Consider the following 26,614-nt stretch of genomic DNA (forward strand, 5'->3'; position numbering starts at 1 on the left):
GTTATCGCCGCACCGGATACCGTCGCGACCGCCGGAACCCCCGGTGGCGCCGTCCCGCACGCCGCCGATCTACTGGCCTATCTGCCCAGCCCGCCGCAGGGCGTCTGGGAGATCGGGCCGTTCCCGCTGCGGGCGTACGCCATCTGCATCATCCTCGGCATCATCGTCGCCATCTGGTGGGGTGAGAAACGCTGGCAGGCCCGGGGCGGAGAAGCGGGAACCGTACTGGACGTCGCCGTCTTCGCCGTCCCGTTCGGACTCGTCGGCGGGCGTCTGTACCACGTCGCCACCGACTGGCAGAAATATTTCGGGGCCGACGGTAACCCGATGGACGCGCTGAAGATCTACCAGGGTGGTCTCGGGATCTGGGGCGCGGTCTTCTTCGGCGCCATCGGCGCCTGGATCGCCTGCCGTATCTACAAGATTCCGTTGCCCGCCCTCGGCGACGCGATCGCTCCCGCGATTCTGCTGGCACAGGCCATCGGGCGGCTCGGCAACTACTTCAACCAGGAACTCTACGGTCGCGAAACCGATCTGCCCTGGGGTCTGGAGATCTATCTCCGGTTCGACGATTCCGGCCGGCTCGACATGATGAACGGTGTGTCCTCCGGCGAGGTGCATTCGATCGTGCACCCCACCTTCCTCTACGAACTGATCTGGAACGTACTGGTGGTGATCGCGCTGGTGCTGATCGACCGTCGCTTCCGGATCGGCCACGGCCGGTTGTTCGCCCTGTATGTGGCCGGGTACTGCTTCGGCCGCTTCTTCGTCGAACTCATGCGCGACGACGAGGCCACCCAGATCGCGGGTATCCGGATCAATTCGTTCACCTCCGGTCTGGTGTTCCTGGCCGCCGTCGCCTATGTCCTGTTCGCGACCAAGGGGCGCGAGACTCCCGAACAGTTGAGCCCCGACGCGGGCCCGCGCCCGTGGCCCTGGCAGTTGGGCGCCCTGCGCGCCGCCGGTGCCGCGGCCTCGTCCGGTTCCGGGGATGCCGCTGACGAGGCGACCGAGGACGGCGAATCCGGAAGTGCCGAGGACTCTTCCGAATCCGCGAGCTCGGAAGCGCCGGAGAAGTCCGACGACGCCGAGACGGCCACTCCGGACGCCGTGGCGGAGTCCGCTGCGCCGGAGGAGAACTCCGATTCCGATACCGCGCCGAGCGCGAAGGAATCGGCGGATACCGAATCCGAATCATCCGATGATCCGGCGGCGAAGCAGGACGGCGCCACCGCCGAATCCGGTGCTCCGCGAGGTAAATAGGGCTCCGTTCGGCGGGCGGTGCGGTCGTCTGGCAGCATCTTGCCGGTGGGGAGGCGACATCCGGTTGTCCTCCGCTGCCCGGGGGCACCGATCTAGGAGGAATTCATGACCGATCCGTACCAGCAGGGTGGACCGCAGTACGGTCCACCCGGAACCGGCCCGGATCTGAGCAAATCGCCGGGGGCTCCGGGCTACCCGTCGCAACCGCAACCGCAGCCGTACCAGTCCCAGCCGTACCCGTCGCAGCCGCAGCAGTACCCGCAGGGCCCCCAGTACGGTGCCCCTCCCGGTTACGGTCAGCCGCAGCCGGGCTACGGCGCCCCGATGGGGCCCGGGGGATACAACCCGATGGATCCCGAGGCGCCCTACGGCCGCGATATGAACGGCGTTCCGTACTCGGACAAACAGAAGCTGACCGCCGGTCTGCTCCAGATCTTCCTGGGTGGATTCGGTGCCGGCCGGTTCTACATCGGTGATAACGGTATCGCGGTCGCCCAGATCGCGGTCACCTGGCTCACCTGTGGTTTCGGTGGTATCTGGCCGCTCATCGACGGCATCATGATGCTCACCGGCAGCGTGCAGGACCCGCAGGGACGCCCCTTGCGCGAGAGCTGACCCGACGCGCACCGTCGGCAGACCCCCGGGATACCGGGGGTCTGTTCCGTTTCCGGGCGCTCCGCGGGTCGCTGCGCGTACCGTCGCCGTCCGTCCCCGGATCCGGCCCGCGGTGCGCGCCGATTTCGTATGTCGTAGCGCGGCGTTCACCTTCCTGTAGCTGACCAGTGAAATTCGTATGGCAGAGTTAGCTTCGCAGGTCTGCCCACTGATTCGCCGCATGCCGCGGTCCGGCGGACGCCCGGGGGCGGACGGAACAGGACAACCCGGCAGGATTAGGCTCGACACGTGATGCGACGGACGAAGATTGTGTGCACCCTCGGCCCGGCCACTGCCACCGAGGAACGTATTCGAGAGCTCGTCGAGAGTGGTATGGATGTCGCCCGGCTCAATTTCAGCCACGGCGAGCACTCCGACCACGCCGAGAACTACAAGAAGGTGCGGCAGGCCTGCGACGATCTCGGCCGCGCCGTCGGCATACTCGCCGATCTGCAGGGCCCCAAGATCCGGCTGGGCCGTTTCGCCGAGGAACGGACGGTCTGGGCGAACGGTGAGACCGTGCGTATCACCGTCGACGATATCGTCGGCAGCCACGACAGGGTCTCCACCACCTACAAACAGCTCGCCGCCGACGCGAAATCCGGCGACCGGTTGCTGGTCGACGACGGCAAGGTCGGCCTGGAAGTGATCCGCGTCGAGGGCAACGACGTGGTGTGTGAGGTCACCGAGGGTGGCCCGGTCAGCAACAACAAGGGTGTTTCGCTGCCGGGCATGGATGTCTCGGTGCCCGCCCTCTCCGAGAAGGACATCGAGGATCTGGAGTTCGCCCTCAATCTGGGCGTCGATTTCATCGCGCTGTCGTTCGTGCGGTCGCCGTCGGATATCGAACTCGTCCACGATGTGATGGACCGGGTCGGCCGCCGGGTGCCGGTGATCGGCAAACTGGAGAAGCCGGAGGCCATCGACAATCTCGAGGCCGTGGTCCTGGCCTTCGACGCGGTGATGGTGGCCCGTGGCGACCTCGGTGTGGAACTGCCGCTCGAACAGGTGCCGATCGTGCAGAAGCGCGCGATCCAGATGGCCCGCGAGAACGCGAAGCCGGTCATCGTGGCCACTCAGATGCTCGAATCGATGATCGAGAACTCCCGGCCCACCCGCGCCGAGGCCTCGGATGTGGCGAACGCGGTGCTCGACGGCGCCGACGCGGTGATGCTGTCCGGGGAGACCTCGGTCGGCAAGTACCCGATCGAAACGGTGCGCACCATGGCCCGCATCGTGCACGCCGTGGAGACCGAGTCGACCAGTGTCCCCCCGCTGACCCATACGCCGCGTACCAAGCGCGGTGTCATCTCCTACGCGGCCCGCGATATCGGCGAGCGCCTCAACGCCAAGGCGCTGGTCGCGTTCACCCAGTCGGGCGATACGGTGCGCCGCCTGGCGCGGCTGCACACTCCGCTGCCGCTGCTGGCGTTCACCCCTCTTCCGGAAGTGCGCAGCCAGCTGGCGCTCACCTGGGGTACCGAAACGTTCATCGTGCCCACCGTGGACAGCACCGATGCCATGATCAAACAGGTCGATCAGGCGCTGCTGAGTATGAATCGATACCGCAAAGGCGACCTCGTGGTCATCGTCGCGGGCTCCCCGCCCGGTACCGTCGGTTCCACCAACCTGATCCACGTGCACCGTATCGGCGAGGAGGACCACTGATGATCGAGGACCGCGGAGTCGCCCGGTGAGCGCGCCGGTCGGCGAAACCGAGACGGACAATCATTCCGATCTCGACACCCTGCTGGAACTGCTGGATCTCGAGGAGATGTCCGAGGACGTCTTCCTCGGACACCATCCGGAAAAAGTGTCCAGCCGGACGTTCGGCGGCCAGCTGGTCTCCCAGGCGGTGATAGCGGCGGGACGGACCGCGGGTCATCGCCCGATCCACGCGCTCAACGCCCATTTCGTCCGCGGCGGCGATGTGAAGAAGCCGATCGAGTACCACGTGGAGCGGCATCGCGACGGGCGGGCGTTCGCCAACCGGACCGTGACCGCACTCCAGGACGGCCAGGAGCTGTTCGTGATGCTGGCGTCGTTCCAGGAGTGGGGTAAGGGTCTCGAGCATGCGCACGAGCGTCCCGAAGTACCCGATCCGGAAACGCTGCCGCGGATCCAGGAGAGCTTCGCCGGTTTCGAGGACAAGCTCGAGATGTTCGTCAACGCGCCGCATCCGATCGATATGCGGTACACGAACGATCCGGCCTGGATCCTCAAGGGTACCGGCGCGAAACTCAATCACAACCGGGTGTGGATGCGTGCCGACGGGACCCTGCCCGACGACCCGCTGATCCACGTCGCCGCGCTGAGCTATTCGTCGGATACCACCGTGCTCGATTCGATCATCACCACGCACGGCCTCTCGTGGGGTCTGGATCGGATCGTCGCCGCCACCGTGAACCATTCCATCTGGTTCCACCGGCCGTTCCGCTTCGACGACTGGGCGCTCTATTCGACCGAATCCCCGGTCGCCGCCGGATCCCGTGGACTGGCCACCGGCCGGTTCTACTCGCGTGCCGGCGACCTGCTGGCCACCACCGTGCAGGAAGGCGTGATCCGGCACTTCCCGGCTCGCCGCTGAGTACAGGCCTACTGCCGGATCAGAGTCGTTCCGGCAGCAGCGGCTCCATATCGACATCGGTGCGCTGTTCGGTGCGGAAGGTGAACGGGTCGCCGGGGCCCAGTGTTTCCAGGCCCCGGAGCAAGCGGTGTTCGAGCGTGGCGAGGTAACTGTCGGTGAGTTCGGCCGGATCACCGACCAGGCTCAGCGCGATCTCGAAGGTCGCGCGCCCCAGTGGTTCGGCGCCCGGATTCGCGGTACGCCAGCGGTCGTCGAAATCCCGGTGCCGGGCATCGTCTTCGGCGATCGGCAGGGTGAAGCGCCATGCGCAGATATCACCGTCGCCCAGCTGCTCGGCCAGTTCCACTCGGACGGTGTCGACGAGATCTTTCAGGATTTCCGGTGTCACATAAACATGAAGCGAAACATCCGAAATGCGTTTCGGCATGCCTGATTCCTGTCGTGTGTCGTACCTGCAACGGGATCGGATTGTTCGGATCGATGGTCCGGATGGCGAGTGTAGTGCCCGGAACGTCGAAAGTCAGGGTGCACGTAGGCATTCGTGATCTGCGGGACCGGAGGGACCGGAATCCGGCCGCGGAATGCCCGTCGCGCCGCCGTGCACCGGGCAGTGCCTGCCCCGCCGCCGGTAACGGCCCGGCGGCCCGGTCGGACCGGTGTTCTCATGCGTACCAGCCGGTGTGCTGGGCGGCCACCAGCGGCGAGAGCCGGGCCGGGGCGGCGTTCGGCTGTACCACCAGCGGCGGCCGGTTCCATTGCTGGTGCTCGGGCGTGGCGGCCGGGGCCAGGGCCACCAGCAGCGGTACCAGCGCGTCGGCGATCTTGTCCCCGACTTCGCAGTACGCCCTGGCCGTCAGCCCTACCGGGTCGGCGATGTTCTCCCGCCCGACCCGGGACAGGTTGTGCCGGTAGCGATGCAGATCCGCCACGGTTCGGGCACCGGTGACCCGGGCGATCCGGTATGCCTCGAGTAGCGTGAAGGTCCGGGAATTCGAGCCGGCGGCCAGTTCGCCCACATCGTCGCGGATGTTCTCAGTCATGGCGAGTACGAGATCTGCCCGATCGATATGCTCGGGTACGAGTTTGCGAGCACGGAAACCGCCGGGGTCACCACCGAGCCCGGTGATGGCCTCCGCCGCCCGCGGTTCCACCGGAAACCCGACCAGGGCCCGGGTACCGGCGCTTTCGGCAGTGATGCCGCTGAGCCGGTATTCGACCGCGATGGAGCGGGTGAGCCGTTCGGCGATCACCGAGCGGCACACGTTTCCATTGCAGACGAACAGGATGTGCATAGCGCAACGGTAATTCGCGCTACCTGTGCGCAGCGGTGCAGTCTGTGCAAAATCACAACGCTCCGGCCGTTAATTCATCAGCGTGTAGCGTGCCGTACACGAATCCGGCCATATTTTTCCCTGCGGTACAAAAAATGTTTCCGTGATTGCCGGTTCGAACCTCGCGGTATACGAGAGTGGCGCTGTGGTACGGCGCCGGATTCATTCGGTGTGGTCCGTTCCGCATGTTCGCATGCCCGGTTCACCCGAACCGGGTGAACCGGCACCCGGATTCGGCGGCGTACGGTCGTGGGTCGGATGTGTCCGCGGGGGCCGTCGAGCCAGGGAAGGTAGCTGCTGATGGACGGTTCCGATGGTTTCGCCACGTCGAGGATGACCCGCGAGTACGCGCGCGCGGTGGCCCGGACGGCGTACCTGTGGGGCTGGCCGCTGGTGAATATCCACAACCGGCGCGCATATATGGAACAGCTGCCCGAGCCCGGCCTGATGGCCGGTATCGTGCCCGCCGGTCCGCCCGGCACCCTCGGGATGCTGCGCGATTACATCCGGCCCGAAGAACGGGTTGTGGCGTGCCCGAATCAGGATGTCGCATACGGGTTCGGTGTCCTGGACGCGAAACGGGAGCCCGCAGTGGTGCAGGTGCCCGAATTCGGTGACCGGTTCTGGGTCTATCAGGTGGTGGACCAGCGTACCGATTCGTTCGTCCGACTCGGCCGGATGTACGGCACCGCACCCGGGTTCTACCTGCTCGCGCCCGAATCCTGGGCAGGTGTGGTGCCTGCCGGGATCACCGACGTGTTCCGCTACGACACGCGATGCGGGGTGGTGATCCCGCGAGTCTTCCTCGACGACACCGAGCGCGACCGGGCGGCGATCGCACCCCTGGTCGACCGGATCACGATGTATCCGCTGTCGGCGTTCGACGGCAGGGTGAAGGTTGTCGATTGGTCGGCGGTGCCATCGTTCGCGGGTGGCGCCGCGACCGGCGGCCGGGCTGAAACGCAGTGGGTGGACCCCGAGCGGTTCTTCGACGTTCTGGGGGAGGTCCTGGACGAAGTACCGGCCTTACCCGGTGAGGAAGCGCTGTACGGCTGGTTCCGCTCGATCCTCACTGCCGCCGAACGCGATACCGATATCGCCGCTGTGCTGCGGCAGGCGGCACTCGATACAGACGCCGTGGTCGGGGAGTTGTTCGAGTTCCGCAATATCGGTATCCCGGCAGCCCATCACTGGACGACTCAGCGCAACGGTGCCGCGTTCGAAACCGACTACCTGTCGCGGACGGCGATCGGTAAATCGAACATCTTTGTCAACACTGCGAATGAAACTGCCTATTACTATCAGGATCTCGACGAGGCCGGTGAGCGCCTGCACGGTTCCCGCGGCTACACCGTGCACTTCCCGGCCGGGCAACTACCGCCTGTCCGTGGGTTCTGGTCGTTGACGGTCTACAACAAACACCACTTCTTCCACTCCAACGAGCTCGACCGTTATTCGCTGGGTACCAAGAATCACGACCTCGCCTACGGTGACGACGGCTCACTGACCCTCACCGTCGGCGGGGCCGGTCCCAGCGAGCCGAAGCTGCTCGCCAATTGGCTACCCGCGCCCAGCGCCGAATTCTCGCTCTATCTGCGCGCCTATTGGCCCGATACCGCCACGCTCGACGGTGGCTGGCAACCCCCGGCAGTCGTACCACAGCGCTGAGCATCGAACCGGCCTTTCGCTACCTATGTAGACTACGGGCATGCGGAAGACCCACTCGCTGGTCCGGGTCGCGGTCGCCCTCCTGGCCGAACCGGACGCGCGGCACTGGGGCTACGACCTCGGCCGGCGCTCCGGGGTCCGGTCCGGCGTCCTGTATCCCATGCTCACCAGGATGCTGCACGAGGGCTGGCTGACCGACGGCTGGGAAGATCCGGCCACACTGACCGAACGGCGCCCACCGCGCCGCTACTACGAACTGACCGAGCACGGAAAGCGCGAACTGGCCGGCACCGTCCGCGCGGCCCGGGCCGACCGCCGGTTCTCCGCACTCGACCTGGGGTGGGCATGATGACGACACTGCTGGATATCGTGGCATCGTGGGAGAGCCTCACCGCCTTCGCGCTCGCGGTGGCGGTATTCGGATTCTGTCCCGGTTTCCTGCTCCGGACCCTGGTGCGGATCTATCCCGCCGACGATCCCCGGCGTCGTGAACTTCCCGCCGAGCTGTACACCGTCCCTCGGCCGGTACGCCCGTTCTGGGTCGCCGAGCAGCTCGAAACGGTATTGCACGAGGGTGTCGCGCTCCGGTATCGCGCCCGGCGAACGCGGATACTCGCGAACCGGATCGCGCGCGACGGCTTCGCCGCGCTGGACGCCGAAGCGGTGCGCGCGATCGAGGAATCCGGCGCTGCCGACGAGGAGATGGTATTCGTCGACCTCGGATCCACCAACCTGGTGGCGCAGCGAGTGGGCGTGGTGCGCCGGGGTGAGCCGCGCGAGCGGTTGCGCGCCGCGCTCCGGTGGGCGCTGCTGTCCCGGCAGCGGAAGGCCTATATCCGCGATCTGCGACTCCGGTTGACCGTGCGCGTCGGGCCGCCGGTATCCCGGGACAGTGATCACCCGGATGATCCGCAGGTGGCAGCCGTGGAAACAGGGTCTGGAGCAGCAGGGAACCCGCTGGGGCGGAGATAGGGGATGGTTCGAATCGGAACTACCGTCCGACCTCGGTGCCGAGTGTGGGACTCGAACCCACACGTCCTTTCGGACAACGGTTTTCGAGATTGACTCACTGAATAGTTGCAGGTCACGGGATCGTTGGTGATTGTGGGCGAATCGCCGTGACCTGGGTAGACACCCCGCTGACAGTGTTGGCGGGGTTTGTCGTGTGCGTACCTACTGCGGACCGACTGCGGACTGTCCACCTGGATGCGCTTCTGCTCCGGAGGCAGCTCAGAGGCTATTTTCGGGGTCTGTAGATGGCTCCTATAGTCGGCTGACGGGCTGGTTCTGTCTGCGGGTGTCCGGGCTGGTTTGCGGCACTTGTGACACCGGCGTGACAACGAGCCTCGGCAACTTCTCGTCCCCCTGTTTCCTCATACTGGCCATCCTGTGCTGAGGGAAGGGCTAGTCAAGGGTGGCCGTCGCCATCGCGTAGCGACGCGCAGCGCCCTTGACTCGCCCGTACCGAAGTCAGACACTGTGGCCAATCGGAGGAAGCAGGGACCTCGGCCCCGCCCGATATGCGGCATGAGCGCACCCTCGGCTGGGCATAGCGAGAGTGGCCGTTATCTCCTGGCAGCGGTGAAACATCGACTCCCGATGAGCCGATTCGACCACAGTGGACTCCAATCACGCAGATAGCTACCCGATGTACGCTGATCAAGCACCTGCCATAGCTTTGCTCATCGGAATTCTCGTGCTTACCACCCTCGTGGTGGTGACACTTCGGTGGCGCGGCAAGTCCTGGCTCGTAGTGCTGCTCGGTGGTGCGGCTGCGGCGGTTATCGGCTACGTCGTGGGCCTGGAGGCGATCTTTCTGATGTGGTGAAGACCGTTGTCCGAAGGGGTCGATCGTTCGCGCGGTCAAGGGTGGCGAATGCCATCAGCGAAGCTGACGCCCCTGTCTGCCCTGGACGGTGGAGGGGCGCGGGAACACAATGCAGGCCACCAGTCAGCAGGGCTACGCGGCCGGAGTTCGCGCACATCCACGCCGTGAACTGGTCGATTCTTCTGCTCGGCAATTCTATGGACTGGATCACGGCTAGTCATCCCGGGCGTTGCCGGCCGTTTCGTGTTCGGGCCGCGGGAGAGCAAGTCGGGTACGGCTCTCGTCGTGCCCACACTTCTCGGTTATCGAAAATCAACCATGTCGGGTCGGAAGCGGGTGGCGCTGGCGTGCCGCCGACGCGCCGGTGGGGCCGCCAGCGTAGCCAGGTCCCGCCGTAGCGTGGCGGCGGCGCGCATGCGCCGCCGCTCTTGATGGTGACGTGACCACGAAGGTTGTCACCGGGACATGGGTCGATCCGGACCGCAGTGGCGTGCTGTTCGAGGTGGTGGCGGAGAAATGGTTCTCGACGAAGAAATTCCGCAAACCGAAAACGGTCGCCGGCTATCGGTCGCTACTGGACACGATCATCCTGCCGCGCTGGGGTTCGGTTCCGCTTCGAGATATCGAGTTCGAGGACGTGCAAGAGTGGGTGGTCACCCTCTCGGAGTCCGGTAGTGCTCGCTTCCAGGGCCGCGGGTTGTCGGCGTCTCGGGTGATCCAGTCGTACCAGGTGCTCAGCCAGATTCTGCGGTTCGCGATCAAGGCGATTCGGTGAAGCGATCGCTCTCCGCACCGCCGATGTCGTCCTGGATCAGCGTCGTGTTCGCGTCACTCGTTCGGCAACTCCGGTCACTGGGCAGGGGATCGTGGAAACGGACACGAAGAATCACACGAGTCGTGTCGTCCCCGTCCCGAGACTGCTGGCGAAGGATCTGGAGAACCTGCTGGCCGGCCGGCGGGCCGAGGCGTTGGTGCTCCCCAGTCATAAGGGCGGCTACCTGACCTCGACGGAGTTTCGCTGGGTGTTCGACCAGGCGGCCCGGGAGGTTGGTCTCACCGGGGTCGTCCCTCATGGTCTCCGGCATACCGCGGCCTCGCTGGCGATCAGTGCCGGGGGAAATATCAAGGTCGTTCAGCGGATGCTCGGGCACAAGACGGCCACGTTGACCCTCGATCTGTACGGGCACCTGTTCCCGGATGATCTGGACGCGGTGGCGGACGGAATGGACTCCGGAGCGAGAGCTGCTGCGGACTATCTGCGGACTGCGTGAGGGTGAGGGAGATGGTCGAGAATCGGATACACCGTTTGACCTTGGTGCCGAGTGTGGGACTCGAACCCACACGTCCTTTCGGACAACGGTTTTTGAGACCGTCGCGTCTGCCAGTTCCGCCAACTCGGCGCACCGGATGCACATAGTAGCCGCCGGTCGGCCGGAACACCGAATCGCGGGGTGTGCGGTACCCCCGGAACCCGGTTAAGCAGGGTATATGCACCGGCGATCACCGTGAAAGGTAGTCTCAACACCACCCGATCGCGTGACGGCGGATCGACGGCCGTGCATCGGCCGGATCCGCCGTCCCTGCGTCGGGACGAGGCATCGGAACCAGAGGGGTCGTTTATGAGCACTAGTGCGGGCGCCGCGGCGAAACGCGTGGTCGTCGCCGAGGACGAGGCGTTGATCCGGATGGATCTGGTCGAGATGCTGACCGAAGAGGGATACCAGGTGGTGGGAGAGGCCGGCGACGGTCAGCAGGCCGTGGACCTCGCGGTGGAGCACCGGCCGGATCTGGTGATCATGGATGTGAAGATGCCGCGCCGCGACGGGATCGACGCCGCGGCCGAAATCGCGTCCAAACGTGTTGCGCCCGTGGTCATCCTGACCGCGTTCAGTCAGCGCGACCTGGTGGAGCGGGCCCGTGACGCCGGTGCCATGGCCTATCTGGTGAAACCTTTCACCAAATCCGATCTGGTTCCGGCCATCGAACTCGCCGCCAGCCGGTTCCACGAGATCACCGCGCTGGAGAGCGAGGTCGCGGGCCTGTCCGAGCGGCTCGAGACGCGCAAACTCGTCGAGCGGGCCAAGGGCGTGCTCATGCAGACCCAGGGCCTGAGCGAACCGCAGGCCTTCAAATGGATCCAGCGCACCGCGATGGATCGGCGCACCACGATGAAAGCGGTGGCCGAGGTCGTTCTGGAGAACCTCACCCCGCAGTAGCTCGCCGCGTCCGGCGACAGCGGTCTTAACCGGCCGGAAACACAAGCCGGAAAATAATGTGTGGCGACATCATCGGAGATGATCCGAATGTGACACGGGATCAACATGCCGGAGCTATGTTTCTCACGAGTCGGACTTTTCGGCTCCCTCGGCCGGCCGAGGTGATGAGGAACATAGGGGTAGATCGTGCTTGGTTCTACTTGGCTGCCGGGGGTCTCCCGGCGCGGACGCACGGTACGGGCAATTCTGGGTATCAGCGCTGCCGCGGCGCTGGTCCTGACCGGTTGTGGTGATAAAACCGCCGGTGAGACGGATACATCGGGAGCGGGGGGACTGTCCATCCAGCCGCTTGTGCAGATCGATGCGGCAGGTAAGGAAGTACCGGCGGCCGATATCGCCGCCGCGGCCGATCCGGCCGGTAACGGTGCGGCCACCTGTCCGGAGAAAACCGCCATCGCGATGGCCGGCGCGCTGACCGGCCCCGACGCGGCGTTGGGCAAGAACATCGTCAACGGTGTGAAGCTGGCGCTGGATCAGCACAACAAGGCCAATCCCGGCTGTCGGATCGACTTGAAGGAATTCGACACCGAGGGCGATCCGCAGAAGGCCAGCCAGGTGATCCCGCAGATCGTGAACGATCCGTCGGTGCTCGGCGTGGTCGGTCCCGCGTTCTCCGGCGAGACCAAGGCCACGGGGCAGATCCTCAGTGACGCCGGACTGGTGGCGGTCTCCTCCTCGGCCACCAACGCCACGCTGACCAAGAACGGCTGGAAGACCTTCTTCCGCGGCCTGGCCAATGACGATGTGCAGGGCCCGGCGGTGGCCAAGTACCTGGTCGATACGGCCGGCTACAAGAAAGTGTGCGTGGTGCAGGACAACACCGATTACGGTGTCGGCCTGGCCCAGAGCGTCGCCGCCGGGCTCGGCGCGGCCGCCGACCCGGCCTGCGCGGCCAGTATCAAGAAGGGCGACAAGGACTTCTCCGCCACCGTCACCAAGATCTCCGGCGCGCAGCCGGACGCGATCTTCTACTCCGGCTACTACGCCGAGGCGGCGCCGCTGGTGCATCAGTTGCGCATCGGCGGGGTGGACGCCACCTTCGTCTCCGCCGACGGCACCAACGATCCGCAGTTCGTCTCCCAGGCGGGCGGTTCGTCGGAAGGCTCGCTGCTGTCGTGCCCGTGCGGTCCCGGACCGGACGAATTCTCCCAGGCCTATGAGGAACTGAACGGTCAGGCGCCGGGCGTGTACTCGGTGGAGGGCTACGACCTGACCACGATCCTCGCGGCCGGTATCGACGCCGGCAAGATCACCCGCCCCGAACTGCTGGAATTCGTGCGCGGCTACAGCGGCGACGGCCTGGCCCGGCACTACCAGTGGGATGCCGACGGTGAACTGTCCTCCGCGCTGATCTGGGTCTACAAGGTCGGATAACGGACGGCGGGTGGTACGCGCACCGGCGATCGCCGGGAGCGCGTACCGCGCGCTGCTCGGGTGAGGGTCCGATGATGATGAGGGCGGATTTCCAATGACAGCATCCTTGCCGGCCGCCGCGGCCGTTCTCGCGCAGGGATCGATCGACTTCAACTACCAGGGCGTTATCGATCAGTTCTGGCGGCTCACGGTCGACGGTTTGTCCTACGGTGCGATATATGCGCTGGTGGCGGTGGGATACACCCTGGTCTACGGGGTGCTCCGGCTGATCAACTTCGCGCATTCCGAAGTGTTCATGCTCGGGATGTTCGGGCAGTACGTGGGCCTGATGCTGCTGGGGTTCGCGCCCAGCGGCAATGTCTACAGCCAGGGCGTGATCCTGACGGTGACCTATATGGGTCTGGCCATGCTCTTCGGAATGGCGGTCTCGGGCGCGGCCGCCGTGGGTCTGGAGCGCGCGGCCTACCGGCCGCTGCGCCGTCGCGGCGCCAGACCACTGACCTTCCTGATCACCGCGATCGGAATGTCGTTCGTACTCCAGGAGTTCGTGCATTTCGTACTGCCGAAACTCTGGCCGGATCTGGGCGGTACCAATGCGCAGCAGCCGATCATGCTGGTCGAGCCGACTGTGCAGTTCACCATCGGCGGCGCCGATGTCACCAATGTGACGCTGGTGATCGTGGTATCCGCTGTGACGCTGGCGGTGCTGGCCGAAGTCGCCATCAACCGGACCCGGTTCGGACGCGGTATCCGCGCGGTGGCCCAGGACCCCGATACCGCCACGTTGATGGGAGTTTCGCGGGAACGGGTCATCATGCTGACGTTCCTGATCGGCGGACTGCTGGCCGGAGCCGCCGCGATGTTGTATGTCATGAAGATCCCCAACGGCATCATCTTCTCCGGCGGGTTCGTACTCGGTATCAAGGCGTTCAGCGCCGCGGTGCTCGGCGGTATCGGGAATCTGCGCGGCGCCCTGCTCGGTGGTCTGCTGCTCGGCCTGGTGGAGAACTACGGCCAGATGCTGTTCGGTACCGAATGGCGGGATGTGGTGGCGTTCGTGGTGCTGGTACTGGTGCTGTTCTTCCGGCCCACCGGCATTCTCGGTGAGAGTCTCGGGAGGGCCCGCACATGAGCACGGTGCACACCGGTAAGGACGAGAAGGCCGCCGGACACGGTCTGGGCGACGAGATCCGCACGTGGTGGGCCGGGTTGAGCCGACCGGCGCAGTGGGCGGTGGGTATCCCCGTACTCGCGGCGCTGGCGCTGCTGCCGCTGTTCCCCCCGCCGCTGCTGGACACTCCGGGGACCAGTTTCGGCGGGGTGATGGCCCAGTTCGCCATGTACGCGCTGATCGCCATCGGGCTGAACGTGGTGGTGGGGCAGGCGGGACTGCTGGATCTCGGCTATGTCGGCTTCTACGCCGTCGGCGCCTATACCGTGGGCCTGCTGACCAGCCCGAACAGTCCGTGGAACCAGACCGACGGTGGCTGGCTGAACTCCGATTGGGCGTGGCTGGCCTGTGTACCGCTGGCCATCCTGGTGACCGCGGTATCCGGCCTGATCCTCGGTTCGCCCACCTTGCGGCTGCGCGGGGACTATCTGGCCATCGTGACCCTCGGGTTCGGTGAGATCGTGCGGTTGCTCGCCGACAACCTGGGTGAACTCACCAACGGCAGCCTCGGCCTTTCCGGAATCGCCTATCCGCATATCGGCGAATCCGAGACCCGGCCCAACGGTGTGTTCTCGGCGGGCAACGTCGGAGCGCCCGACAGTTCGAATCTGATCGACCGCGCCAACTCCGGCACCTGGTGGTACTGGGTCGGCATGCTCGCCGTGGTGGCGGTACTGCTGCTGGTCGGCAACCTGGAGCGCAGCCGGGTCGGCCGGGCGTGGGTGGCCATCCGCGAGGACGAGGATGCCGCCGAGATCATGGGTGTGCCCACCTTCAAGTTCAAACTGTGGGCGTTCATGATCGGCGCCGGCATCGGCGGGCTGTCCGGTGCGCTGTTCGCCGGCCAGGTGCAGTTCATCAATCCGACCGGGTTCAACATCATCAACTCGATGCTGTTCCTGTGCGCGGTGGTGATCGGCGGTCAGGGCAACAAACTCGGGGTGATCGTCGGCGCGTTCCTGGTGGTGTATCTGCCGAACCGTTTGATGTCGGTGGAGATCACCGAGAACGAAACGACCGGTTATGTGCTGCTGGCGGTGTCGATCGCCGTGGTCGCGGCGCTGGTGGCGGGCTGGCGGCTGCGCGCCCGGGACCTGACCGGGCCGTGGCGCTGGGTGTATCTCGCGGTGACCGTGCTGGCCGCCGTGTACACCGTGCTGCTGCTGAGCAGTGTGCTCATGTTCTACTCCGGCGGCGCGCAGAGTCTCGGCGACCTCAAATATCTGTATTTCGGTATCGCACTGGTGGTGATGATGATCCTGCGACCCCAGGGCCTGTTCCCGGTCCGGCAGAAACTGCTCGCCTACGGCCGGCAGATCGTGCGGGCCGTGCGCCGGCCCGCGGAGGCGGCGTCGTGACCGGGCCGAACGCGGGTGACGCGCTGTTCGACAACGAGGACCTGGCGGCCGGGTACGCCGATGAGCGTCCGGTGGAATCGGTCGGTGAGGTCGATGTGACGGCGGTCGATCCGGCGCTGGCCGACGCGGCGACCGTCGCCGAGGTGGTGGCCGCGCACCGGGAGATCCGTACCGCGGTCGGGGCGCCGCTGCTGCGCACCGAGGACCTGACGGTGAAATTCGGCGGGCTCACCGCGCTGGACGCGGTGAGTTTCGAGATCCGGCGCGGCGAGATCCTGGGCCTCATCGGGCCCAACGGTGCCGGTAAGACGACCTGTTTCAACGCGATCACCGGGGTGTACCGGCCCACGGCGGGCGCGGTGTACTTCGACGGGAAACCGCTCACCAAGAGCAAACGCAACGCCATCACCCGGCTGGGTATCGCCCGGACCTTCCAGAACGTCCGGCTCTTCGGCGAGATGACCGCACTGGAGAACGTGGTCGTGGGCACCGACGCCCGGCACCGGACCTCGGTGCCCGGCGCCATCCTGCGGACGAGCAGGCATCGCCGGGAGGAACGCGACGCGATCGAACGCGGGATGGCGCTGCTGGAGTTCGTGGGAATCGCGCCCCGCGCGGTGGAGAAGGCCCGCAATCTCTCCTATGGAGATCAGCGCCGCCTCGAGATCGCGCGGGCGCTGGCGACCGAGCCGAAACTGCTGTGTCTCGACGAACCGGCCGCCGGGTTCAATCCGAGCGAGAAATCCGCGCTGATGGAATTGATCCGCAAGATCCGCGACGACGGGTTCACCGTGCTGCTGATCGAACACGATATGCGGCTGGTGATGGGGGTGACCGATCGGATCGTGGTCCTGGAGTTCGGCCGCAAGATCGCCGACGGCCTGCCCGAACAGATCCGCGCCGATCCCGCTGTCATCGCCGCGTACCTGGGCGTACCCGACGACGAGCTCACCTCGGCGGACCTCTCGGCATCCACGGTGGCGCTACGCGCGGAGAAGGACGCGGCGCGCGACGCCGGCGAAGGCTCGGAGGAGCGGGGATGAGTACAGCACCGGAGCGGTCCGCGAAGGACACCGATCCCGAACCGTTGCTCGAGGTCACCGATATGGTCGTGAACTACGGCCGGATCCAGGCGCTGCACGGTATCTCGCTGCGGGTGGCGCCGGGAGAACTGGTGACCCTGCTGGGCGCCAACGGTGCCGGTAAGACCACCACCATGCGCGCGCTGTCCGGGCTGCTGCCGTTGACCCGCGGGCAGATCCGGTTCGAGGGAGATGACATCAGCCGGGTGAAGGCGCACGAGCGGGTGGTCGCCGGGCTGATCCAGGCGCCCGAGGGTCGCGGGGTGTTCCCGGGAATGACCGTGCAGGAGAACCTCGATATGGGGTGCTATGCCCGGCCCTTCGCGAAGAAACCCGAATACACGGCCGTCCTGGACCGGGTCTTCGAGCTGTTCCCGCGGTTGCTGGAACGGCGCAGGCAGGTCGGGGGCACGCTCTCGGGCGGTGAACAGCAGATGCTCGCCATCGGCCGGGCGCTGATGGCCCGCCCGCGGCTGCTACTGCTCGACGAGCCGTCCATGGGCCTGGCGCCGATGGTGATCCAGCAGATCTTCCGGATCATCGCCGAGATCAATGCCACCGGGACCACTGTGCTCCTGGTGGAGCAGAACGCCCGGCAGGCCCTGGCCCGCAGCGATCGCGCCTACATCATGGAGACCGGGGCGGTCACCAAGACCGGGCGCGGTCGCGAACTGCTCGACGATCCCGCGGTACAGGCCGCCTATCTGGGCGTCGGCTGAGGTACGCCGCGGTTCCGGTGGTGCCGGGGTCTCGGCCGGGGGCGGGTCGCCGTCGGCCCGGTAGCGGGTGGCGCCGGTGACGGCCCGACCGGTATGGGTGGCGCGGTGGAGGTCCGACCGAGAGCCGGTGGTGCCGACGGAGGCTCAGCGGGTGGCGGGTGGCGGAGGCTCGACAGATATGGGTGGAGGTCGGCGGGACGGGCGTGCGCGGGTGTCGGTGGGAGTCCCTAGACTCTCGGGGTGTGACCACACCGACCACTGCGCAGCCGACCTCCGCCTCCGCCGCTCCCGACGCTGTCGGCTCCTCGGAGGAACGGCCCACGCTGCTGCTATTGGACGGGCATTCGCTGGCCTACCGGGCCTTCTACGCGCTTCCCGCGGAGAATTTCCAGACGGTCACCGGCCAGACCACCAACGCGGTGTACGGGTTCACCGCCATGCTCATCAACCTGCTGCGCGACGAGAAGCCCACCCATGTGGCGGCGGCCTTCGACGTCTCCCGGCAGACCTTCCGGGTCGACGCCTACCCGGAGTACAAGGCCAACCGGTCCAAGACACCGGACGAATTCCGCGGGCAGGTCGAGCTCACCAAGGAGGTCCTCGGCGCGCTCGGTATCCCGGTGATGGCGATCGAGGGATACGAAGCCGACGATCTCATCGCCACGATCACCACCCAGGCCGTACCGCAGGGCTACCGGGTACTCGTGGTCACCGGCGACCGTGATGCGATCCAGCTGGTCAACGACGATGTAACGGTGCTGTACCCGCGCAAGGGCGTCTCCGATCTCACCCGGTTCACCCCCGAGGAGGTCGAGAAGAAGTACGGCCTCACCCCCACCCAGTACCCCGATTACGCCGCGCTGCGCGGCGACCCCAGCGACAACCTCCCCGGAATTCCGGGCGTGGGGGAGAAGACCGCCGCCAAATGGATTCGGGAGTACGGGGATCTGAACACCCTGGTCGACAAGGTCGACGAGGTCCGCGGCAAGGTCGGTGACGCGTTGCGCGCCAATCTCAGCAGTGTGGTGCTCAACCGGCAGCTCACCGAGATGGTCCGCGATGTCCAGCTGCCCTACACCCCGGATCAGCTGGCCCAGGGGCCCTGGAACCGGGAACGGATCCACCAGTTGTTCGACGATCTGGAGTTCCGGGTACTGCGCGACCGGTTGTTCGAGACCCTGGCCCCGCCGACCGCGGAGGCCGAATCGGGTTTCGAGATCAGCGGGCGCACGCTGGAACCCGGCAGTGTCGCGGACTGGCTCGCCGAGCATGCGAAATCCGGTGCCCGGCACGGGCTTTCGCTGTCCGGTACCGGTACACCCGCGGCCGGTGACGTGCGCGCGCTCGCCATCGCCGCCGCGGACGGCGAATCCGCCTATATCGATGTCACCGCGCTCACCGCCGAGGACGAATCGGCCCTCGGCGCCTGGCTCACCGATCCGGCGCACCGTAAGGCCCTGCACGAGGCCAAGAGCGCCCTGCACGCGCTGGCCGGTCGCGGCTGGACGCTGGGCGGCCTGAGCAGCGACACCGCATTGGCCGCCTATCTGGTGCGGCCCGGGCAGCGCAGTTTCAACCTCGACGATCTGTCGCTGCGGTACCTGCACCGGGAACTGCGTACCGAAACCGAGGCGGCTCCGCAGCTGTCGCTGCTCGACGCCGAGGACGCGGTCGACGCCGAACTCGCGCAGAACGAGATGCTGCGGGCCCGCGCGGTCGCCGATCTGGCCGACGCCCTGGACGCCGAACTCGCGAAGATCGAGTCCACCCCGCTGCTCGACGAGATGGAACTGCCGCTGCTCGGGGTGCTCGCCGACCTCGAGGACGCCGGTATCGCCGTCGATACCGATCAGCTCGGCGAATTGCAGCGGCAGTTCGCCGACAAGGTCGCCGAGGCCGCGAACGCCGCCTACGAGGTGATCGGCAAGCAGATCAATCTCGGGTCCCCGAAGCAACTCCAGGTCGTGCTGTTCGACGACCTCGATATGCCCAAGACCAAGCGCACCAAGACCGGTTACACCACCGACGCGGACGCGTTGGAATCCCTCTACGAGAAGACCGAGCATCCCTTCCTGGCGCATCTGCTCGCGCACCGGGACGCCACCCGCCTCAAGGTCACCGTGGACGGTCTGCTGAAGGCCGTGGCCGACGACGGCCGGATCCACACCACCTTCAACCAGACCATCGCCGCCACCGGGCGATTGTCGTCCACCGAGCCGAATCTGCAGAACATCCCCATCCGCACCGATACCGGCCGGATGATCCGCGACACCTTCGTGGTGGGCCCGGGCTACGAATCGCTGATGACCGCCGACTACAGCCAGATCGAGATGCGGATCATGGCACATCTGTCCGGCGACGAAGGTCTGATCGAGGCCTTCAACTCGGGCGAGGATCTGCACAGTTTCGTCGCCTCCAAGGCGTTCGACATCCCGATCTCCGAGGTTTCCCCGGAAGTGCGCCGCCGAATCAAGGCCATGTCCTACGGCCTGGCCTACGGCCTCAGTTCCTACGGGCTGTCCGCGCAGCTGAAGATCAGCACCCAGGAGGCGAAGGAGCAGATGGACATCTACTTCGCCCGATTCGGTGGTATCCGCGACTACCTGCACGCCGTCGTGGAGCAGGCCCGCAAGGTCGGCTACACCCAGACTCTCTTCGGCCGCCGCCGCTATCTGCCCGATCTCGACCACAGCAACCGTCAGCGGCGCGAAGCGGCCGAGCGGATGGCGCTCAACGCCCCGATCCAGGGCACCGCCGCCGATATCATCAAGGTCGCCATGATCAATGTGCAGGCCGCGCTGGCGGAGTCGGGGCTGCGTTCGCGAATGCTGTTGCAGATCCACGACGAACTCGTCTTCGAGGTCGCCGCGGGCGAGCGGGCACAGCTACAGGAGCTGGCCCGGGAGAAGATGGCCTCGGCGATCGAACTGTCGGTCCCGCTGAGCGTTTCGGTCGGCGTCGGGCGCAGCTGGGACGCGGCGGCCCACTGAGATCCACTGCCGGGGTACCGGGAGGGTCGCTCTCGGGGCGTGGATGATCGACGGTGAGCCGGTCGTATCCGCCGGTGCCCCGTCGCCGCCCTCGTCGGCCGCTCGGACCGGGCCGAGCGTATGCGGCGCCTCCGGTCCGGCGAGTGGGAACCGGTGATCGCCACCCGCTGGAATACCGTGCGGCGGCGGTGCGTCCCGGACAGTGCCGGCGACACGTCGACCCAGCGGAACCGGGCCGACGACGGATGGGCTGCGCGGGTGCAGGCTCCGGCGATCGCTCGGCGGCCCCTGATCGATTCGAAGACGGTATCGCTCGGGTGATTCGCTCGGAGAATTGTCCGTTTCGCGTATTCGGACGTCCGTTCCGGGATTTCGGTCCGGCGAAATCGCTGCCGATACCCCTGGATATCCGGCGCGTGGTCACCGCTTGGTGGTTGCGGACGTGTTTATGATGCTCCGCGAGTACTACGTGTAGACCGTATCGGTGAATATTTCGGTGCGGTACAAACCGTCTCCGGCTGTCGCGTGCCGAATTCGCGGTCCGGACCAGTGGCTCGTGAATGCGCGCCGGCCGACGGTGTGGGGTGAGTTCGTGTGTGATTTTCCGATCCGATCATGACTGACTGGAGCACGATGAACCGCAAGTTTCCGTACACAGTCGCGGCCCTGGCCGCGGTGATCACGACCGTTACCGGTGTCGGCTCCGCTGTCGATACAGCGGCGTGGGCGGCGCCGGGGGAGATAAATTCCGGCGGGCTGCACCTGGTGGCGTCCGCGAACTCCAATAACGTTGTACCGTCCCCGGATACGGCATTGGGGGTGCCGTTCGTCCACACGGTCAAGGTATCCGGCGACTTCTCGGTGTCACTCGACGGCAGCGCGCCGATCCGCGGCGGTGAGATCGCGGTGGGTTATCTGATCGGCTGCGCCGTCGATATCGCCAACGGCATCTCGATCGGTATTTCGCCGAGCGTCGGTACCAGCGCCGGGCTCGGCACCTCGTTCGGCGTGGACCTCGGTGTCGATCTCGGCCTGGCCATAGATACGCCGCCGACGATCGGGATCGGTGTGGGCGTCAACATGGGTGTCGAGCCGGCCATCGGGGTCGAAAGCGCTCTCGCGGGCGAGCTCGCCGTGAATCTGGCCCCGGGGACCGTCACGGCGGCGGTGGTCGGTGAGGCGGCTCTCGACGAGAATTCGACCTTTCCGTACACCTTCGCCCACAGCAATACACCGCTGAACGTCAACGGTTGTCTGTCGCCGGCCTCGGCGATGCCGTTCGTCGCCGTCCGCGCCGATTCGACCGGTGGCAGCGTGCAGACGACCGGCTACGGGGACGTGTTCGGGTTCTGAGCGGTCCCGGCGGCCCGCCGACAGGGCTGGTGAGCCTGCCCGCCGGGCCTTGCGACTCGGGCCGCGCACCCCGCCTGTGCTCATGGCCGAACGGGTGCTGTGCTCGCGGAGCACCGGGTGAAAGCGGTGTCCGGATGGAACCGGCCGAGTCTGCTCCGTCACCCCGGGTGCGGGCCCGGCTCCGGGTTGCGCGCCGATGACCAGCGAGAACAGTACTCGTCAGTAGCGGAAACGGCAGGCGAATATGGTTGCCATCTTCCCGGGAAGTCTTTATCCTCGACCCCGTGCAAATTCTTGCCGATGGCCTGTGTGCCGCGCCGATGATCGCAGATCGCGACGGTGCGGTGCTCCTCTCGCGTACCGCGGAGTCGGCTCGTCGGCTACTTGCCGTAGTAGTAACCCGCCGTAGCGGGGTCTGATTCGGACCGGCCCCCTCGCTGCGGGCCCCCTCTTTTTCTGCTTTTGCTGGTCCCCCCAACCTGCCGACCATCTCTGGGAAGACCTACGTGCTCATGACCACACTGACTCTGGAAAACGACGCCCTGACCACGGCCGCCCCGCGCAGCCTGCGCACCGAATGCGCGGAACTGACGGCCAACCAATTCCACGACCGCTACGGCGAATGCGCCGGCCCGATCCGGCTCGCGGGCTGGTCGTCCACCGGCGCGCGCGGTGGCGCCTTCACCGCGACCCTCGAATTCGCGGGCTGGTCCCGATCGGTCGTGGCGGCGGGTAGTCCGATCGCCGCCATGACCTCGGCACTCTACGAGGCCGGCTATCCCGTCGAGATCCTGCGGTTCCACCAGCGCCGCACGCCGGCCGGTACGGCGACGTTCGTGCAGTGCGAAAGCGACGGCCGGCGCGGCTGGGGCGCGGCCCTCGCCTCCGACGGTGCCGAATCCTCGGTGCGGGCCATGATCGCCGGCGTGAACCGGCTCGGGACGATGCGCTAGCGACCGGTGGTCGCGCGGAACGACGACAACGCGGAACAACGACAACGGCGGGCTCCACACCATCCCCGGAAAGTGTGGAGCCCGCCGTTGTTCGTCGATTCTATTCGGCTACTTCGCCATTGGCCGCCTGCTGCTCGGCGAGTTGCTTACGAACCTCGTCCATATCCAGATCCTTCACCTGGGACACCAGATCCTCGAGCGCCGCGGGCGGCAGGGCCCCGGGCTGGGCGAAGACGAGTACGCCCTCACGGAAGGCCATGATCGTCGGGATGGACTGGATATTGGCGGCCGCGGCCAGGCCCTGTTCGGCCTCGGTATCGACCTTGCCGTGCACGACATCGGGGTGTTTGTCCGACGACGCCTCGTAGGTCGGCGCGAAACTGCGGCACGGTCCGCACCAGGAAGCCCAGAAATCGACGAGTACCACGTCGTTGCCGGTGACTACATCATCGAAATTCTGCTGCGTCAGTGTCTGGGTGGCCATGACGTCCTCTCGTGGTCGGTTTCAGGCTGTAACGCCGGCCCCGGCCGCGGTGTTCCACGGCGGTGTCGTACGCCACCGGCCCCCACCCTACGTGGCGGTGCCGGGCCGCGTGTCCGCCTCCGCTCAGCCGTGTTCGGCGACCGGCCACGCCCGGCGCTGGTCGCCGTCCCAGCGCCTGATCCCCGTCACGGTCGCGGTGCTGTCACGGTCCGTCGCGATCGCCGCGACCGCCGCGCCGATATGTTGCGGCAGGATCCGGCGGGCGAGCGTGACATGCGGTGTCCAATGGTTGGGGCGCACATTCGCCGGTACATCGGGGCACGGCTCCACCACCTGGTGGATACGCCGGTGCCAGGCCAGCAACTGTTCCGAGGGGACCACTGCCCGCACCAGAATGGGCCGTCGCGCCCCGAACACCAACACCCCACCGAGGCGCACCGGGAACGGCCGGAACGGCAACCGGTCGAGATCCTGTTCGATACGCGGCCAGATCTGCCGGGCCACCGCCACGGTGATATGCGGCCGGTGACTTTCGGTATCTCCGTCGCGCCTGCCCTGCCCGAGTCCGGGCAGTCCCGCTTCGGCGAGCAGCTCCCACTGCCGCCGGATGCGTTGCTCTGCTGCTTCGTCGAGCAGTAGTTCCACCGACTGCACCATGACTGCAGACGGTAGCCGGTTCCCACACCCGAGCACTCCAGGCGACCGTTACGCCGCCGCGCCCGGAGATCAATATCGGGTTACTCGGGGTGTTCCACGGCTCACTCTCGCCTACTGTGCCTGACAACGTCGACGATCGGTCGAGGGCCGACGATTCTTCACGAGCGGCAGGTGGTGGCGTGTGGTGTATCGATCCGGTGCCCGGGTGCGGCGGCTACTGTGCGGCCTGGCCGGAGTGCTGCTGGTGGCCGGATGTGTGACCAATATCGAGGACACCGGCCCGGTGCCGCCGAAAGTGCCGGTGCGGACCGTGCCCGAGCTGGCCGCCCGGGTGCCGCCCGATATCGCGGCGGCCGGTGAGGTGGTGGTGGGGGTGAATGTGCCGTACCAGCCGAACGAGTACCGCGACCGGCACGGTGCGATCGTCGGCTTCGATATCGACCTGATGGACGCGGTCACCGCGGTCCTCGGTATCCGGGCCCGCTATGCCGAATCGGCCTTCGAGAAGATCATTCCCGCCGTCCAGGCCGGTACCTACAACATCGGCATGTCCTCGATCACCGATTCGCTGGAACGGGAGGAACAGGTCGATTTCGTCACCTACTTCAGCGCCGGAGTGCAATGGGCGCAGCGGACCGGTCATCCCGTCGATCCCGGGAACGCCTGCGGGAAGCGAGTCGCCGTCCAGGCCACGACTGTCGAGCATATCGACGAGGTCCCGGCCAAGAGCGAGGCGTGTATCGCGGCGGGGCAGGATCCGATCATCATCGATGCCTTCGACGAACAGAGCGCGGTGACCAACGCGCTGGTTCTCGGCCAGGTCGACGCCATGTCGGCGGATTCCCCGGTCACCGCGTATGCGATAAGACAGACCGACGGCAAGATCGAACCGGCGGGCCCGGTCTTCGATTCCGCGCCCTACGGCTGGGCCGTGGCGAAAGGGTCGCCGCTGGCTCCGGTGTTGCGCGACGCGGTGCAGTACCTGATGGACAACGGGCAGTACCGGCAGATCACCGAGAACTGGGGTGTCCAGGAGGGCGCGCTGCGTACCTCCTTGATCAACGGCGCGAGGGAGTCCGCACGATGACCGCCGATCCGAATCCGGCCGCCGGTACCGAACCCGAACCCATCGCCGCGGTACCGCTGCGCCGGCCCGGCCGCTGGATATCGGCCGTGGTGATCCTGGCGCTCGCCGGGCTCTTCGTCTACGGCGCGGCCACCAATCCCGCCTACCGCTGGGACGTGTACTGGAAGTACCTGCGCGACACCCGGATCGCGGCAGGCGCGGTGGTCACCCTCGAACTGACGGTGCTCGCGATGCTCATCGCGGTCGTCCTGGGGACACTGCTCGCGGTCATGCGCCTGTCGCCGAATCCGGTGCTGCGCGCTTCCGCCTGGGCCTACCTGTGGGTTTTCCGCGGTACGCCGGTGTATGTGCAGCTGGTGTTCTGGGGGCTGGTCCCGTCGCTGTACCAGAACGTCGCGTTCGGTGTGCCGTTCGGTCCGCGCCTGCTCGAGGTCGATGTGCAGAGCCTGCAGGCCGGATTCGCGTTCGCCGTGATCGGGCTCGGGCTCAACGAGGCCGCGTATATGGCCGAGATCGCACGGGCCGGTATCAACTCGGTCGGCGAAGGCCAGCGCGAAGCCTCGATCGCCTTGGGAATGTCCTGGTCACAGACCATGCGCCGCACAGTTCTGCCACAGGCCATGCGGGTGATCATCCCACCGACCGGTAACGAACTCATCAGCATGCTCAAGACCACCGCGTTGGTCACCGCCATCCCGCTGAGTACGGATCTGTTCGGTCGTGCCCGCGATATCTACGGGGTGAACTTCTTGCCGATCCCGCTGTTGCTGGTCACCGCGACCTGGTATCTGGCGATCACCAGTGTGCTGATGGTCGGCCAGTACTACCTGGAGAAATTCTATTCGCGCGGTATCTCCCGGCAGCTGACCGCGAAACAACTCCAGGAGCTTGCCGACGCGCGCGGAGAGGTACAGGCGAAATGACGACCACGGGTTCGGAACCCATGATCCGTGCCGAACGGGTCTGCAAGAGTTTCGGGGCGTTGCGGGTGCTCAACGGAATCTCGCTGGAGGTGCGGCACGGGCAGGTGCTGTGTCTCATCGGGCCCTCGGGTTCGGGGAAGTCCACCTTCCTACGGTGTATCAACCACCTCGAACAGGTCGACGCGGGCCGCCTGTACGTGGACGGCGAACTCGTCGGCTACCGCGAGAAGGGCGGCAAACTCTATGAAATGCCCCCGCGCGACGCCGCTCGGCAGCGCCGCGAGATAGGTATGGTGTTCCAGCATTTCAACCTCTTCCCGCATCGCACGGCACTCGCCAACATCATCGAAGCGCCGACCCAGGTGAAGAAGGTGCGTAAGGCCGACGCGGTGGCGCGGGCGAGAGAACTTCTCGACCGGGTCGGGCTGGCGGACAAGGCCAATGCGTATCCGGCACAGCTGTCCGGCGGCCAGCAGCAGCGGGTGGCGATCGCCCGGGCGCTGGCGATGGACCCGAAGTTGATGCTGTTCGACGAGCCGACCTCCGCGCTGGATCCGGAACTGGTCGGTGAGGTGCTCACCGTGATGCGTGAGCTCGCCGCGTCCGGGATGACGATGATCGTGGTCACCCACGAGATGGGTTTCGCCCGTGAGGTGGCCGACCAGCTGGTGTTCATGGACGGGGGAGTGGTGGTCGAGGCCGGGACACCCGGCGATCTGCTGACCCGGCCGGAACACGAGCGCACCAGGGCATTTCTGTCACGATTGCTGTAGTCGCCGCTCACGCGCGGTGCCGACGGAAATCGGAGACGCGCAGCGGCCGTTCGTATTCCGGCCGCGGGTGCGCGCGGCGCCGG

The 26,614-nt window shown here is 66.4% G+C and carries 24 protein-coding genes, 1 tRNA gene and 1 pseudogene; 21 read left to right on the forward strand and 5 right to left on the reverse strand.

The window, feature by feature from the left end; all coding sequences use genetic code 11:
- The first annotated feature begins 3 nt into the window (after positions 1 to 3).
- From lgt to ACWEWT_RS14275, 4 genes are all read left to right on the forward strand, one after another.
- Entirely contained in the window at positions 4 to 1,263 is a 1,260-nt protein-coding gene (gene lgt / locus ACWEWT_RS14260) for a prolipoprotein diacylglyceryl transferase (protein ID WP_452559176.1), read from the forward strand.
- Positions 1,264 to 1,368: 105 nt separating this feature from the next.
- Complete coding sequence (locus ACWEWT_RS14265; RefSeq protein WP_452559019.1) at positions 1,369 to 1,878, forward strand: TM2 domain-containing protein; 510 nt, start codon at positions 1,369 to 1,371, stop codon at positions 1,876 to 1,878.
- A 288-nt stretch (positions 1,879 to 2,166) separates the two neighbouring features.
- Positions 2,167 to 3,585, forward strand: a complete 1,419-nt coding sequence (gene pyk / locus ACWEWT_RS14270) for a pyruvate kinase (protein ID WP_452559021.1) — start codon at positions 2,167 to 2,169, stop codon at positions 3,583 to 3,585.
- 187 nt (positions 3,586 to 3,772) lie between these two features.
- On the forward strand, positions 3,773 to 4,504 hold the full coding sequence (locus ACWEWT_RS14275) for an acyl-CoA thioesterase (protein WP_452559178.1): 732 nt from the start codon (positions 3,773 to 3,775) through the stop codon (positions 4,502 to 4,504).
- A gap of 19 nt (positions 4,505 to 4,523) precedes the next feature.
- Here the strand turns inward: ACWEWT_RS14275 and ACWEWT_RS14280 are convergent, their stop codons facing one another.
- Positions 4,524 to 4,931: a hypothetical protein gene (locus tag ACWEWT_RS14280; RefSeq protein WP_452559022.1), complete on the reverse strand. Its 408-nt coding sequence runs from the start codon at positions 4,929 to 4,931 to the stop codon at positions 4,524 to 4,526.
- Positions 4,932 to 5,166: 235 nt separating this feature from the next.
- Positions 5,167 to 5,796 (reverse strand): arsenate reductase/protein-tyrosine-phosphatase family protein, encoded by a 630-nt coding sequence (locus ACWEWT_RS14285; RefSeq protein WP_452559023.1) that lies wholly within the window; start codon positions 5,794 to 5,796, stop codon positions 5,167 to 5,169.
- A gap of 339 nt (positions 5,797 to 6,135) precedes the next feature.
- On the opposite strand from ACWEWT_RS14285, the gene ACWEWT_RS14290 reads away from it, so the two are divergent.
- The 5 genes and pseudogenes from ACWEWT_RS14290 to ACWEWT_RS14310 all read left to right on the forward strand — a co-directional run.
- Positions 6,136 to 7,503 carry a DUF1214 domain-containing protein gene (locus ACWEWT_RS14290; protein ID WP_452559025.1) on the forward strand — a complete coding sequence of 456 codons (1,368 nt, stop codon included), beginning with the start codon at positions 6,136 to 6,138 and terminating at the stop codon, positions 7,501 to 7,503.
- A 40-nt stretch (positions 7,504 to 7,543) separates the two neighbouring features.
- Positions 7,544 to 7,852, forward strand: a complete 309-nt coding sequence (locus ACWEWT_RS14295) for a PadR family transcriptional regulator (protein WP_452559026.1) — start codon at positions 7,544 to 7,546, stop codon at positions 7,850 to 7,852.
- Positions 7,852 to 8,475, forward strand: coding sequence for a hypothetical protein (locus ACWEWT_RS14300; protein WP_452559027.1), 624 nt, complete (start codon positions 7,852 to 7,854; stop codon positions 8,473 to 8,475). The genes ACWEWT_RS14295 and ACWEWT_RS14300 overlap by 1 nt, the downstream gene beginning before the upstream one ends.
- Positions 8,476 to 9,199: 724 nt before the next feature.
- The gene (locus ACWEWT_RS14305) at positions 9,200 to 9,331 is read left to right on the forward strand and encodes a hypothetical protein (protein ID WP_357426378.1); all 132 of its coding nucleotides are present in this window, start codon (positions 9,200 to 9,202) and stop codon (positions 9,329 to 9,331) included.
- A gap of 427 nt (positions 9,332 to 9,758) precedes the next feature.
- A pseudogene (locus ACWEWT_RS14310) lies at positions 9,759 to 10,602 on the forward strand (tyrosine-type recombinase/integrase); the annotation flags it as partial.
- Between the two features lie 42 nt (positions 10,603 to 10,644).
- Here ACWEWT_RS14310 and ACWEWT_RS14315 read toward each other — a convergent pair.
- Positions 10,645 to 10,731, reverse strand: a tRNA-Leu gene (locus ACWEWT_RS14315).
- A gap of 219 nt (positions 10,732 to 10,950) precedes the next feature.
- On the opposite strand from ACWEWT_RS14315, the gene ACWEWT_RS14320 reads away from it, so the two are divergent.
- The 9 genes from ACWEWT_RS14320 to ACWEWT_RS14360 all read left to right on the forward strand — a co-directional run bounded on the left by ACWEWT_RS14320 (position 10,951) and on the right by ACWEWT_RS14360 (position 22,607).
- The gene (locus ACWEWT_RS14320; RefSeq protein ID WP_452559029.1) at positions 10,951 to 11,547 is read left to right on the forward strand and encodes an ANTAR domain-containing response regulator; all 597 of its coding nucleotides are present in this window, start codon (positions 10,951 to 10,953) and stop codon (positions 11,545 to 11,547) included.
- Between the two features lie 186 nt (positions 11,548 to 11,733).
- Entirely contained in the window at positions 11,734 to 12,981 is a 1,248-nt protein-coding gene (locus ACWEWT_RS14325) for a branched-chain amino acid ABC transporter substrate-binding protein (protein WP_452559030.1), read from the forward strand.
- 94 nt (positions 12,982 to 13,075) lie between these two features.
- Positions 13,076 to 14,113 (forward strand): branched-chain amino acid ABC transporter permease, encoded by a 1,038-nt coding sequence (locus ACWEWT_RS14330; RefSeq protein ID WP_452559032.1) that lies wholly within the window; start codon positions 13,076 to 13,078, stop codon positions 14,111 to 14,113.
- The gene (locus tag ACWEWT_RS14335) at positions 14,110 to 15,510 is read left to right on the forward strand and encodes a branched-chain amino acid ABC transporter permease (RefSeq protein WP_452559033.1); all 1,401 of its coding nucleotides are present in this window, start codon (positions 14,110 to 14,112) and stop codon (positions 15,508 to 15,510) included. Before ACWEWT_RS14330 ends, ACWEWT_RS14335 begins: the two co-directional genes overlap by 4 nt.
- Positions 15,507 to 16,553, forward strand: a complete 1,047-nt coding sequence (locus ACWEWT_RS14340) for an ABC transporter ATP-binding protein (protein ID WP_452559034.1) — start codon at positions 15,507 to 15,509, stop codon at positions 16,551 to 16,553. Before ACWEWT_RS14335 ends, ACWEWT_RS14340 begins: the two co-directional genes overlap by 4 nt.
- Complete coding sequence (locus ACWEWT_RS14345; protein WP_452559036.1) at positions 16,550 to 17,311, forward strand: ABC transporter ATP-binding protein; 762 nt, start codon at positions 16,550 to 16,552, stop codon at positions 17,309 to 17,311. The genes ACWEWT_RS14340 and ACWEWT_RS14345 overlap by 4 nt, the downstream gene beginning before the upstream one ends.
- A 242-nt stretch (positions 17,312 to 17,553) precedes the next feature.
- Positions 17,554 to 20,301 (forward strand): DNA polymerase I, encoded by a 2,748-nt coding sequence (gene polA / locus ACWEWT_RS14350; protein WP_452559038.1) that lies wholly within the window; start codon positions 17,554 to 17,556, stop codon positions 20,299 to 20,301.
- 615 nt (positions 20,302 to 20,916) lie between these two features.
- Entirely contained in the window at positions 20,917 to 21,654 is a 738-nt protein-coding gene (locus tag ACWEWT_RS14355) for an MspA family porin (RefSeq protein ID WP_452559040.1), read from the forward strand.
- A gap of 512 nt (positions 21,655 to 22,166) precedes the next feature.
- Entirely contained in the window at positions 22,167 to 22,607 is a 441-nt protein-coding gene (locus tag ACWEWT_RS14360) for an alpha-isopropylmalate synthase regulatory domain-containing protein (RefSeq protein ID WP_452559041.1), read from the forward strand.
- 100 nt (positions 22,608 to 22,707) lie between these two features.
- Here ACWEWT_RS14360 and trxA read toward each other — a convergent pair whose 3' ends face one another.
- Positions 22,708 to 23,091, reverse strand: coding sequence for a thioredoxin (gene trxA, locus ACWEWT_RS14365; protein ID WP_452559043.1), 384 nt, complete (start codon positions 23,089 to 23,091; stop codon positions 22,708 to 22,710).
- Between the two features lie 123 nt (positions 23,092 to 23,214).
- Positions 23,215 to 23,748: a 2'-5' RNA ligase family protein gene (locus ACWEWT_RS14370; RefSeq protein ID WP_452559044.1), complete on the reverse strand. Its 534-nt coding sequence runs from the start codon at positions 23,746 to 23,748 to the stop codon at positions 23,215 to 23,217.
- Between the two features lie 181 nt (positions 23,749 to 23,929).
- On the opposite strand from ACWEWT_RS14370, the gene ACWEWT_RS14375 reads away from it, so the two are divergent.
- From ACWEWT_RS14375 to ACWEWT_RS14385, 3 genes are read left to right on the forward strand one after another with little or no spacing between them, the layout of a single operon-like run.
- A complete protein-coding gene (locus tag ACWEWT_RS14375) occupies positions 23,930 to 24,835 on the forward strand; it encodes an ABC transporter substrate-binding protein (RefSeq protein ID WP_452559046.1) in 906 nt (301 codons plus the stop codon).
- Positions 24,832 to 25,758, forward strand: coding sequence for an amino acid ABC transporter permease (locus ACWEWT_RS14380; RefSeq protein ID WP_452559048.1), 927 nt, complete (start codon positions 24,832 to 24,834; stop codon positions 25,756 to 25,758). Before ACWEWT_RS14375 ends, ACWEWT_RS14380 begins: the two co-directional genes overlap by 4 nt.
- Complete coding sequence (locus ACWEWT_RS14385; RefSeq protein WP_452559049.1) at positions 25,755 to 26,531, forward strand: amino acid ABC transporter ATP-binding protein; 777 nt, start codon at positions 25,755 to 25,757, stop codon at positions 26,529 to 26,531. Before ACWEWT_RS14380 ends, ACWEWT_RS14385 begins: the two co-directional genes overlap by 4 nt.
- The last annotated feature ends 83 nt before the right edge of the window (positions 26,532 to 26,614 follow it).

It is taken from the genome of Nocardia sp. NPDC003963, from assembly GCF_053605105.1.

Coding starts and splice junctions, on each gene's coding strand:
- ACWEWT_RS14265 (WP_452559019.1), top strand. CDS start 1,369: ATGACCGATCCGTACCAGCAGGGTGGACCGCAGTACGGTCCACCCGGA.
- ACWEWT_RS14280 (WP_452559022.1), bottom strand. CDS start 4,931: ATGCCGAAACGCATTTCGGATGTTTCGCTTCATGTTTATGTGACACCG.
- ACWEWT_RS14285 (WP_452559023.1), bottom strand. CDS start 5,796: ATGCACATCCTGTTCGTCTGCAATGGAAACGTGTGCCGCTCGGTGATC.
- ACWEWT_RS14290 (WP_452559025.1), top strand. CDS start 6,136: ATGGACGGTTCCGATGGTTTCGCCACGTCGAGGATGACCCGCGAGTAC.
- ACWEWT_RS14295 (WP_452559026.1), top strand. CDS start 7,544: ATGCGGAAGACCCACTCGCTGGTCCGGGTCGCGGTCGCCCTCCTGGCC.
- ACWEWT_RS14300 (WP_452559027.1), top strand. CDS start 7,852: ATGACGACACTGCTGGATATCGTGGCATCGTGGGAGAGCCTCACCGCC.
- ACWEWT_RS14320 (WP_452559029.1), top strand. CDS start 10,951: ATGAGCACTAGTGCGGGCGCCGCGGCGAAACGCGTGGTCGTCGCCGAG.
- ACWEWT_RS14330 (WP_452559032.1), top strand. CDS start 13,076: ATGACAGCATCCTTGCCGGCCGCCGCGGCCGTTCTCGCGCAGGGATCG.
- ACWEWT_RS14335 (WP_452559033.1), top strand. CDS start 14,110: ATGAGCACGGTGCACACCGGTAAGGACGAGAAGGCCGCCGGACACGGT.
- ACWEWT_RS14345 (WP_452559036.1), top strand. CDS start 16,550: ATGAGTACAGCACCGGAGCGGTCCGCGAAGGACACCGATCCCGAACCG.
- ACWEWT_RS14355 (WP_452559040.1), top strand. CDS start 20,917: ATGACTGACTGGAGCACGATGAACCGCAAGTTTCCGTACACAGTCGCG.
- ACWEWT_RS14360 (WP_452559041.1), top strand. CDS start 22,167: ATGACCACACTGACTCTGGAAAACGACGCCCTGACCACGGCCGCCCCG.
- trxA (WP_452559043.1), bottom strand. CDS start 23,091: ATGGCCACCCAGACACTGACGCAGCAGAATTTCGATGATGTAGTCACC.
- ACWEWT_RS14370 (WP_452559044.1), bottom strand. CDS start 23,748: ATGGTGCAGTCGGTGGAACTACTGCTCGACGAAGCAGCAGAGCAACGC.
- ACWEWT_RS14380 (WP_452559048.1), top strand. CDS start 24,832: ATGACCGCCGATCCGAATCCGGCCGCCGGTACCGAACCCGAACCCATC.
- ACWEWT_RS14385 (WP_452559049.1), top strand. CDS start 25,755: ATGACGACCACGGGTTCGGAACCCATGATCCGTGCCGAACGGGTCTGC.